This is a genomic window from Flavobacterium sp., from assembly GCF_049590715.1.
Lineage (GTDB): Bacteria > Bacteroidota > Bacteroidia > Flavobacteriales > Flavobacteriaceae > Flavobacterium.
Window position 1 is genome coordinate 1 of record NZ_JBAWDL010000125.1, and the last position, 2,113, is coordinate 2,113.

2 protein-coding genes are annotated in these 2,113 nt (G+C 37.6%); both read right to left on the reverse strand.

Features of this window, described 5'->3' with window-relative positions; translation table 11 throughout:
• The coding region (locus WBQ70_RS05620; protein WP_423911551.1) for an N-6 DNA methylase at positions 1-1,858 on the reverse strand (1,858 nt) is incomplete at its 3' end.
• On the reverse strand, positions 1,845-2,113 hold a 269-nt coding region (locus WBQ70_RS05625), incomplete at its 5' end, for a DUF1896 family protein (protein ID WP_423911552.1). The genes WBQ70_RS05625 and WBQ70_RS05620, both read right to left, overlap by 14 nt.

Here is a 2,113-nt window from a genome sequence, read left to right on the forward strand (position 1 = left end):
ATTTTATGTTTTCGGCACTGTTCAGGTTGCCATACCTTTTTACAAAAATAGCATACAAATTATTCAGCGTTTCCCTTTCTACAGTATGTTCATTTTTTTTTACGGCTTCTTTTTGATATAAATCGAGGTAGGTATCTCTTACTGAAATGTAGGCTTCGGCTCTTACTTTCTGCAATGGTGGTAATTGCAATGGATGGAACATAGCAGTTGCATTGTTTTTGTTCACTTCTTGCAAATAACCAACCCAACCATTATCTGCAACAAGACAATCGTTTCGATGGAATGATTGTAATTCTTTGCTATATAATTCAGGTTCGGGAATGGTATTGAAAACGGTTTGCTTTTCAGCTTGGCTATTTCCGTTTATGCCTGAAAATAGGTCGCCGATAACTTCCTCTTTTTTGTCAATCTGTGAAGTATTTCCATGGAAAGCCGCAGGTGTAAAAGATTGTTGTATAACTGAACTGAACAAGTCTGCTTGGCGAACAATATTGGCTCTTCGCTTCGTCGAAGTTTGTCTTTGAGTGCTTTTTTTTGGTGGAGCAATAACCGTTACTGGTTTTTCCACATTTTCAAACAAGTCGAAAATGCTTAATTGTTTTAATTCTTTTGGATTTTCCTGAATGTTTATTGGTATTTGTTTAATCGTTATAGGTTCTACATTGCGAGTAATAACAGTTGATGTAATTGGGATTTGTATGTTTGGCTCGCCGTTATATAAATTCAAATCCAGATATTTTCCAAAATCTTCTGAAAGCATTTGTTTGAGGTCTTTTGCAATTCCACCAACACCATCTTTATGCGTATAAATTAAGGCTGGTTTTCCATAAGCGTCGGTGTCTAATTTTCTATCTGTATGCACAATTCTTGTGCTATCTTGAAAAAAAGCATTGTTTGGTGTATTATATTCTGTTGTTTTGCTTTGGCAAAACAATTCTTCCAATTCGGTCAAACTTTGTTTTGCCGAATTCTTTTGCAGGATAATCAGGTCGCTTCCAACTTCTGTACCTGCATATTCAGTAAATAGATTATTTGGCAATCTAACAACCGAAACCAGATTACTATTCTGCATCAACGCCCTGCGTATCGGTTCGTTTTTTGGACTATTTAGAATACCCTGCGAGGTAATAAATGCCAACAAGCCACCGTCACGTAACATATCCATTCCTTTTAAAAAAAAATAATTGTGGATGCTTCGTGATGCCTGTATTTTTGCTTCGTCCTTACTTCGGGAATACGAAAGGTCAAATATGGAAGTATCGCCAAAAGGAATATTACTCGTTATTACATCATAGCTGTTTTGTTCCTTTTCGGTAATTTCCTCAAAGCCACTCACACGGATATTGCTTTGTGGATAAAGCTGTTTTAAAATTTTGCCTGTCAGCAAATCCTTTTCGTAAGCAGTTATATTGGGTTGCTGGTTTTCGGAGAAGGATTGTATGAAAGAGCCTATACCTGCGGAAGGTTCAAGGAATTTTTGAACGTTCAAACCGCTATCAATCAAAGTGGATGAAATGGCATTTATGACCTGTGGCGGTGTATAAAAAGCCGTCAGCACCGAGCTTTTCATACTGTCCACATACCTGCGGTATTGCTTTTCGTCTTCGGAGTTTTCTTTTAGTAATTGGTGGAGTTCCTGAGTGAGTGGAAAAAGATCGTGTTCTGTTTTTTTCCAATTATTAATGTCTATTTCGTTCGCTATTGGGTTCAGCACAAATTTAAGACCACCAAATCCGCTGTATAGCATCATTAGCAGTCTTTCGCCTACGCTGGCTTGTCGATTCTCCTTTTCCAGTATAAAAGCAATTCGTAGGGCATCAATATTTTGCTGGAGATGTTGCTTTTTACTGAAGCCCATTTTCCGTTATCCATATTGCAATGGTTCCGGTTATTTCGGTGTAGAGCTGGTCGTACTCATAACCATAAGCGAAGTCATCAGTTAGTTCATAGTCGGAGAAAATAGGTTCACAAACACGGAACATTTTTAAAGCAAATGGTCGCAATTCTTCATCTGCCATTAGGGTGTCGAACTCATTACAAACCACCTGAAACACGGTATCGAACTTGGAAAAATGTAAACCGTCAAAAAGAATATAATTGGCTATTTCGTTAC